The following is an 8823-nucleotide window of genomic DNA, read 5'->3' as shown; positions in this document are numbered from 1 at the left end:
CCTCGCCGGGCTCGGTGCCGGGCCGCAGCTCGTCGCCCTGTTCGCGATCCGGCACCGGGAAGCGCCCGAGCGGCTGCGGGGGCAGATCTTCAGCACCGGGGCGAGCCTGAAGATCAGTGGGTACGCGGCCGGCGCGGGTGTCGCGGCCTTCTGCCCGCCCGGCGGGGCGCTGCCGGCCGCCGCCGGGTGCCAGGCCCTCGCCGTGGCCGGTTTCCTGCTGCTCTCCCGTACCGGAGATCGGCCGAAAACCGCTGCCGGTACGTGTGGTTGACTACGCGGATGCTCCACGAATCGGTGCTGAGAACGAAGGAACTGCCTGCCGCCGATCGGTTCGAGGCATGGACGGAACGGCTGGGCCGTACGCACGCTCCGATGCGGCTGCTCAGCGACCGCGCGCACGACTACCACGGGGTCCAGCGCCTCATCCCGCTCGGCGAGGTGACGATCTGGCCGGCCTCCTTCGACCACCTCGTCTTCCAGCGGACCCCGCGTCTGGTGCGGCAGTCGGACCCGGAGGTGTACCACCTGTCGCTGCTGCTGCGCGGGGAGGGCGCGGCGGACTGGGGTGGCCGGCAGGCCGCGTACCGGGTGAAGGACCTGCACGTCAGCCACTCGTCGAGGGCGTTCGAGGTGGCGACGGGCCCCGACCCGGTGTCGATCGTCGGCGTGGAGATACCCCGCAGCGCGGTGGTCCTGCCGGGCCGCTGCGCGCAGGACCGGGTGCTCGGCAGGGTCGACGGCACGACAGGGCTCGGCGCGCTGCTCACCCAGTTCCTGATGCAGCTCACCGACGACACGGCGCCGTACCACCCGTCGGACGCGGCACGCCTCGGCACGGTCGTCATCGACCTGGTGACCGCCCTGTTCGCGCACCTCCTGGACGCCGAGCGGGCGATGACCCCGGAGACGCGGGCGCGCGCACTGACGCTGCGGATCAAGGAGTTCGTCCGCTGCAACCTGGCCGACCCGGAACTCAGCCCCGCGACGATCGCCGCCGCGCACCACGTCTCCCGCAGCTACCTGTACCGCCTCTTCCAGGCCGAGGGCCTCACGGTCTCGGCCTACCTGCGCGAGCAGCGCCTGAAGAACGCGCACCGCGACCTCACGGACCCGGCGCTGCACGCCCTGCCCATCCACGCGGTCGCCGCCCGCTGGGGCTTCCCGCGCGCCGCCGAGTTCACGCGCGCGTTCCGCTCCGCGTACGGCGACACGCCGAGCGAGGTGCGGGCCCGGGCGGCCCGCGGGGGATTGTCGCGCACCGGGGCCCCGTAGGCGGGGCAGTGGACGCAGTGCGTCATGTCCGTGGACGGTGCGCCAACGACACGCGCCCGGCCCATGGACCATGCTGGTGATCACCGCGCAGGGCACACACGTCCCGAGGCCGGTCCAGGATCACTGGGGAGTCCTGGCACGCACCCGGGCGCCCTGAAAAGAGGCGGACCCGTACCCAAGGGGTTGGAGCCCCCCGGGCACGGGCCCGCCTCACGCGTGCGGCCTCAGCGGCCCACGGTGACCACTCCTCCCGCCAGGGTGCCGCCGTCGTACACGACCTTGCCCGTCGACTTCTGCCAGACCTTGATCCGGAAGGTGTCGGGGCTGTCGGTGGCGGTGATCCGGAAGGCGTAGCCGGACGCCTTGTTCACCGTGCCGGTGCCCTGGTAGACGGCCTGCTTGCCGGTGACGACCAGCCAGTCCGAGCCGGTGCCGCGCAGCGACACGCCGGGCGCGGTGAATGTGACGCGGCCGGTCGGGACGGTCGCCTTCTTGCCGTACGCGGCGGCGAAGGAGAACGCCGCCCGGCCCTTCGGGGACAGCAGCAGGCCCGCGCCGGACGCCTTGCCCGCCCGGTCGTACACGACCAGCTCGGGCAGGGTCGTCGTGGCGGTCCCGCCGTCGTCGTCCTTGACCGTGACCACGGGACGGCGGATGCCGGCCTTGGTGTAGCGGTGCTCCGCCCTGCACACGGGACCGGTGTACGGCTTGCTGCCGTCGGCCCAGTCGATCGTGCAGGTGTGGGTGTCACGGGCGCCCGCGTCGGTGAACGAGGCCGTCACGGACGCCGGTTGACCGATGGCGACCGGCGTCGGGCCGGACGCCTTGGTGATGACCGGCGCCGCGTTCGCGACGGTCACCGTCACCGTGTCGCGGCTGCCGCCGCCCGCGATGGCGAGCTGGAACGTGCCGTTGTCCGCGCACGTCACCGTCGTGGCCGCCTTCGCCGGGTCGGCGACCTTGCACGGCGCGCCGCCCGCCACGGACCACTGCGCGCCCGGCGCGCCGGAGGCCGTACCGCGCAGCGCGATCGGCGCGCCCTCGGTGCCGGAGACGTCCGGGCCGGCGTGTACGACGGTCACCGGGTCGATGCTCCACAGGGTCGGCACGACCTTCTTGATCAGGCCGTCCGCGCCGAACTCCATCTTGTCGATGGTGGTCTCGCGGTGGGTGCCGTCACCGCCGGGGATCGCGAAGCGGTGGTAGGCGATGTACCAGTCGTCGGAGTTGGGGACCTGGACGACCGAGTGGTGGCCGGGCCCCTTGATGCCGAGGGACAGGTCCTTCTCCAGGATCACGCCCCGCTTGGTCCACGGACCGGTCGGGGAGGGCCCGGTGGCGTACGCGACACGGTAGTTGACGTCCCGCGTGTCGTTCTCCGACCACATGAAGTAGTACGTGCCCTTGCGCTTCACGACGAACGTGCCCTCGTTGTAGCCGCTCGGCGTCATGTCCTTGAACGTCGACATGTCCAGGGACGTCATGTCGGGGTTGAGCTTCGCGACGTACGCGTGGCCGTTGCCCCAGTAGAGGTAGTTCGTCCCGTCGTCGTCCGTGAACGTCGCCGGGTCGATCATCTGGCCCGGCGCCTGGCCCGCCTTCAGCAGGGGTTTGCCGAGGGCGTCCTTGAACGGGCCGGTCGGGGAGTCGGAGACGGCGACGCCGATGTTGGCGTCGGCGCAGAAGTAGAAGTAGTACTTGCCGTCCTTCTCGGCGATCGTCGGCGCCCACGCCCTGCTGTCGGCCCAGGAGACGTCCGGACCGAGGTCCAGGATGACGCCGTGGTCCGTCCAGTGGACGAGGTCCTTCGACGAGTACGCCTTGAACTGCGTACCGCTCCAGCCCTCGAAGCCGTCCGTCGTCGGGTAGATGTAGAAGGTGTCGCCGAAGCGGACGATGTTCGGGTCGGCGTTGAGACCGGGCAGTACCGGGCTTTTCATCTCGACCGCCGACACGGTCCAGGAGCGCTTCTTGCCGTCGCCGCCGGTCACGGTGTAGGTCACCGGCTCGGTGAAGTCCTGCACGCTGCCCGAGGCGGGGCTGATCGCCGCGCCGTGCGCGAGGGTGAACTCCGGTGCGAGGCGCCTGAGATCGGTGCCCGGCTTCACCGGCAGGGTGACCTTGCCGTCGGAGACGATCGCGTCGACCTTCAGCTGCGGCAGCGTGACACGGGCGATCCCCGTCGTGTTGCCGCTGATCTCCATGACCTCGGCGGCGCTCAACGCCCGCCCGTAGACGCGGAAGTCGTCGACCTCACCGGCGAACGCCGGGTCCGCCGCGTACAGCGACCTGCCGATGTAGCCCGAGTAGTCCTTGGCCGCGTCGTACAGCTCCGACGGCTTGACGGCCGTCGTCGTGCGGGCCACCTCGACACCGTCGGCGTAGAGGATCATCGTGCCGGTCGCGCCGTCCAGGGTGACCGTGACGTGCTGCCACTGGCCCGCCGTGAGCGCCGAGTTGCCGGTCAGCTTCGACTCGGCCGACCAACTCGCCTTCGTGATCGCCGAGTAGAGCGTCGAGCCGCCGTTGGAGGGCGTCGCGAACAGGTACTTGTCGCTGTCCGGGCCGAGGGCGAACAGCCACTGGAAGTTGGCGCCGCCCTGCCACTTCGCGTACGTCGAGACGGTGACCGAACCCGCGTCCTTGAGAACGCCGTTCGGGATCGTGACGTACGACCCGCCGGACAGCTTCACCGAGCCGCCGTGCACACCTGTGCCGAACTCGGGGGAGCCCACGTACGTGCCGTGGTTGCCGTGACCGCTGGAGTCGACGGCGATGTTCCCCTTCGTCTCGTCGAAGGTGTAGTGCACCAGCAGGTCGGCGGGTACGTCGGGGCCTTCGGCCGAGACGGTCACCGTCGCCTTGAGCGAAGTGCCGTCCGCCAGCTTGCCGTTGACCTCGAAGGTGCCGGGCTTCGCGTAGGCGTCCGCCGGGACCGCGTCCCAGGTGACCGCGACCGGGCGGCCCACGCCGTCGGCGTATCGGGCGATGACCGTCGCCGGGAGCACCGGAGCCTGGCCGGTCCGCGTCTTCACGGTGACGTCCTGGACGCTCTCCACCGCCTGGTCGGGCTGGTAGGCGCGCAGGAGGCGGTCGTACTCGGCCTTCGTCACCGGCAGGACCGTGCCGTGCCGGGGGCGGGCCGGGAGTTCGTAGTTCGTGGACGGGGTCCACACGCCCTTGTCGAGGTCGGTCGTCTCGAAGGGGATGTAGCCACGGCCGCCGAACTCGTCGAGGAACGCGTACCACTTGTCCTCGGTGTTCGACTTGAACACCAGCGGGCCCTCGGCCGCGCTCATCGTGCCCTTGCCGATGCCCTCGGCGACCGGCGTCCACGAGGTGTTCAGCAGCGAGTCGCTCTTCTCCTCGAAGATGAACTTGCTGTTGGGGGTGGACGACGTGTTGTTCCGCTCGTCCTTCGAGAGGCGGTAGTACGTGTCGTCGTGCTTGATGACCGTCGAGTCGATGACCGAGTAGCCCCGGTCCACCCACACCTTCGGCTCGCTGAACGTGTAGAAGTCACGCGTCGTCGCGTACATCATGCGGTTGTACGTGTCGCCGGAGTGCGCCTCGTTGTCGTACAGCTTCGACGCCCAGAAGACGACGTACTCGCCGAGCTTGGAGTCGTAATAGGCCTCGGGGGCCCAGGTGTTGCCCGCGCTGTCCGGGGAGACCCGCACCAGGCGCTGGTTCGTCCAGTGCGTCAGGTCGGTGGACTCCCAGACCATGATGGACTTGCTGCCGGTGCGCTGCGAGGCGTCCCAGTCGCCGTTGCCGTAGATCCTCAGGTCGGTGGCGATCTGGTAGAACTTGTCGCCCTCGGGGGAGCGGATGATGAACGGGTCGCGCAGGCCCTGCTCGCCGAGCGTCGACGTCAGGACCGGGCGGCCGTTGTTCAACTCCCGCCAGTGCAGCGGGTCGTTGCCCTTGCTCAGGCCGAAGTACAGCTGCTCGCCGTCCGAGGTGCCCTCGCCGGTGAAGTAGCTGAAGAGGTAGCCCTCCGGCTTCTGCGCCGCCGGGAGTTCGGGGACCTTCGCGGTCAGGACGCGCGTCGTGCTCTGCGCGCCCTTCGTCACCGTCGCCGTCAGGGCGGCGGTCGTCGCGCCCTCGCCGTGCGCCGGGCGGTGGACGATGCCGTCCGCCGAGACCGCGTCCGGGTTCGCCGACGTCCAGGTCACCTTCGTGCCGAACGCGCCGGTCGACGGGAGGGTCAGGTTGCCGCGGGCGTCGTCCAGGTTGTGGACGGTCAGGGAGTCGGCGGCCTGCCGGACCGCCGTCGCGTCGTCGAACGTGGGCAGGACCGTCACCTCGAAGGACTTCGTGTCGTTCACCGCGCCCTTGCGGAGCGTCGCCGTCAGCGTGGCGTGGCCGTTGGGTTCACCGGCCGCCGGGCGCGTGACCTTGCCGGCCGCCGAGACGACGTCCGGGTTGTCGCTGGCCCACGTGATGGTCGAGCCGCCCGCCGGGCCCGACTTCGGGAGCGTCAGGTCCGCCGTCACCGCGCTCGTGTCGCCCAGTGTCAGCGCCGCCTTGTCCGCCGCGACGCCCTGCGTGGCGACCGGCAGCGACAGGGTCTCCACCTCGGTGCCGGTCAGCGCGCGGTCGTACACGCGGAAGTCGCGGAGCTGGCCCTGGAACAGTTTGTCGCCGGGGTACACGGACTTGCCGAGGTAGTTCGCGGTCGTCGTGCCGCCCCCGATCGAGCCCGGGGTCAGCGTCACCGAGGTGTTGCGGCCGACCTCGGCGCCGTCCTCGTACAGGATGCCCGTCGTGCCCGACTGGGTGTACGTCAGGTGCTTCCAGACGCCCCTGGCCAGGGTGTGGCCGTCGTCCGCCCTGGTGTTCTGCTCCGTGGACCAGTTGCCCGACGCGATCGAGGTGCGCAGGGCGTTGCCGGTCGTGAAGAGGTAGCCGTTGCCCGCGGTGCCGCTCGTGTTGCCGAAGCCGTACAGGAAGTAGGGGGCCTGCTGGGCCGGGTCCATCTTCACGTCGAAGGAGACGCTGATCGCGTCCATGCCCTTCATGACGTCGTTCGGGAGTTTGACGTAGGTGTCCGAGCCGTTGAACGTGAGGCCGTCCGACCAGGAGCCCGTGCCGTTCAGGACGCCGTCGCGGCCGTGGCCCGAGGCGTCCGGGACGGTGGCGGTGCCCGAGGAGGCGTCGAGCTTGTACCAGAGGGCGAGGCCGTCGGTCAGGGTGTCGGCGTCCGCGGCCTGCGCGGAGACTGCCGGGGCGAGCCCGATGACCAGCGAGGCGGCGGTCAGACCGGCGAGCCGGGCCGCCAGGCGTCTCGCGCGGCCTTTCCGGGCGCCCGGGGGTGCGTTGTGCTGCGGCATGTTCTTGATTCCCTGTCGGAAGACACGAGGACACGAGGACACGAAGGGACGGGGGGAGGGCGTGACACGACCGCACGACCTTTCGTCTGGAAGGCCGTGCGGTTACAGCTGTGTGACGTCGTGTTGCGAGAGTGTCGGACGGGGTGTGGAGGCGCGTCAAGAGGTCTCGAACAATGTCCGACAGGTCGAACGGGCTGGTCGGGCGGGGAGTTGGCGGGGGCACGGAGCATCCAGGTGCGGGTGGCGGCTTCCTTCGTGAAAATTCAGAGGTGACAAGCGACGAGGGCGACGAGCTGCTGCTGCGGTTGCGGTCGCTCACCGCCCAGGCGCGGGAGCGGGCCGAGGTGCAGCGGTCCCAGGTGGAGCTGGCCATCGCCTTGCAGCGCGGCATGCTGCCGAGGGACCTGCCGTGTCCGCCCCGGGTGCGGCTGGCCGTGCGGTACGAGCCGGCTTGTTACGGGCTCAACGTGGGCGGGGACTGGTACGACGCCTTCTCGCTGCCCGGCGGGCGGCTCGCCCTGTCCATCGGGGACGTGCAGGGGCACAACATCGAGGCCGCCGCGTTCATGGGCCAGGTCCGGGTGGGCCTGCGGGCGCTCGCGTCCGTGACCAGCGACCCCGGCGAGCTGCTCGCCCGGACCAACGACCTGCTGTTCTCCCTCGGCAGCGACCTCTTCGCGACCTGCACGTTCCTGCGGCTCGACCCGGCCACCGGGATGCTGGAGAGCGCCCGTGCCGGGCACACGCCGTTCGTCTGGGCCACCGCCGACGGCCGGTCCGGCACCGCCGACGACGAGCCCGGGCCGCCGCTCGGCATCCAGCCCGGCGCCCAGTACCCCGTCTCCCGGCACCACCTGACCAGCGGCGGGGTCTTCGTGCTGCTCACGGACGGCGTCGTGGAAGGGCCCGCGATGCCCCTGGACGAGGGGCTCTCCCAGGTCGTGAAGCTCGCCGGGATCGCGGCTGTCGCGGGGCTCGGCACGGAGTCGCTGGCGGCAGCGGTCATCGAGGGGGCCACCCGGGTGGGGCACGAGGACGACGCCGCCGTGCTGGTGGTGGGGTACGACGAACCGGGGCAGCCGGGACAGGGGGAGTAGCCGCTCTCGTCTGGCCGTCCCCGTGGTCACGGTGTCTGATGGATCATGTGGTGGACACCTGGAACCTGCGCCGAGCGGCGGTCCTCGTCGCGCAGACGCTCGCCGTGGCCGCCTCCTACTACGGCGCCGGGCGGCTCGGACTGCTGCGCAGGCTGACCGTCGAGGACACGGTGTTCACGCCGGTGTGGCCGCCCACCGGCGTCGCGCTCACCTGGCTGCTGGTCATCGGCGTGCGCGCCTGGGCCGGGATCGCGCTCGGCTGCCTGTTCGTGATCCTGCACCTCACCTCCGGCGAGCTGCACCCGCCGATGATCGCCAACCTCGCGGGCAACGTCGCCGCCCCCGTCTGCGCCTGCCTCCTCCTGCGCCGCGTCGGCTTCCGCGCCGACCTCAGCCGGCTGCGCGACGGCGTCGCCCTCGTCTTCCTCGGCGCCCTCACGGCGATGCTGATCAGCTCGACGACCGGCGTCGGGGTGGCCGTCCTCACCGGCGACCTCCCCGAGGACAGCTTCTGGCCGGTGTGGGTCGCGTGGTGGGTCGGCGACGCGATGGGCGTGCTGATCGTGACGCCGCTGCTGCTGCTGGCGTACCGGGCACGCGGCCTGCCGGGCACGGCCCGCTGGAAGGAGGCGACGGCACTGGCGGTGACCGCCTGCTGCGTCGTCCCCGTCGCCACGAACAACCACATCAACATGCTGTTCCTCAGCTACCCGGTGCTGATCTGGGCGGCCCTGCGGTTCGAGCTGGCCGGCAGCATGCCGTGCGCGCTGCTCGCGTCCGTCCTCGCGACGGTCGCCGCGACCGACCGGGCCGGGCCCTTCGCGGGGCTCACGCACGTCGAGGTCATGCTGAAACTCCAGGCGTTTAACGGGGCCACCGCCCTCACCGCGCTCCTGCTCTCCGCCGTGATCACCGAACAGCGCAACACACGCCGCTCGGTGGAACGCGCCTGCGAGGAACTCGCCGAGGTCCTCGAACACCTCACCGCCGCCGACCGCGTCTACCCGCCCGACCGCTCCAGCAGATGACCGACGGCCTCGACGACGTCCGTGACGCTGTGATGCGGTACGTCGAGACCGTCCGGCCAGGCCCGGCCCCGCACCCAGATCGCCCGCAGC

Annotated in this window: 4 protein-coding genes and 1 pseudogene; 4 read left to right on the top strand and 1 reads right to left on the bottom strand. The window is 71.0% G+C overall.

Going from position 1 to position 8823, the window contains the following annotated elements:
• Both AOK24_RS19200 and AOK24_RS19195 read left to right on the top strand, forming a co-directional pair.
• Window positions 1-271: pseudogene (locus tag AOK24_RS19200) on the top strand (MFS transporter); the annotation flags it as partial.
• 8 nt (window positions 272-279) lie between these two features.
• Complete coding sequence (locus AOK24_RS19195) at window positions 280-1272, top strand: helix-turn-helix domain-containing protein (protein WP_055721302.1); 993 nt, start codon at window positions 280-282, stop codon at window positions 1270-1272.
• Between the two features lie 224 nt (window positions 1273-1496).
• Here the strand turns inward: AOK24_RS19195 and AOK24_RS19190 are convergent, their stop codons facing one another.
• Window positions 1497-6608, bottom strand: a complete 5112-nt coding sequence (locus AOK24_RS19190; RefSeq protein WP_055721301.1) for a family 43 glycosylhydrolase — start codon at window positions 6606-6608, stop codon at window positions 1497-1499.
• A 269-nt stretch (window positions 6609-6877) separates the two neighbouring features.
• On the opposite strand from AOK24_RS19190, the gene AOK24_RS19185 reads away from it, so the two are divergent.
• Both AOK24_RS19185 and AOK24_RS19180 read left to right on the top strand, forming a co-directional pair.
• Window positions 6878-7705 carry a PP2C family protein-serine/threonine phosphatase gene (locus AOK24_RS19185; protein ID WP_055721300.1) on the top strand — a complete coding sequence of 276 codons (828 nt, stop codon included), beginning with the start codon at window positions 6878-6880 and terminating at the stop codon, window positions 7703-7705.
• A 38-nt stretch (window positions 7706-7743) separates the two neighbouring features.
• Window positions 7744-8733, top strand: coding sequence for an MASE1 domain-containing protein (locus tag AOK24_RS19180; protein WP_055721299.1), 990 nt, complete (start codon window positions 7744-7746; stop codon window positions 8731-8733).
• Window positions 8734-8823: the final 90 nt, after the last annotated feature.

This window comes from Streptomyces niveiscabiei, assembly GCF_001419795.1.
GTDB lineage: Bacteria > Actinomycetota > Actinomycetes > Streptomycetales > Streptomycetaceae > Streptomyces > Streptomyces niveiscabiei.
This window is presented reverse-complemented; position numbering and strand designations above follow the sequence as displayed.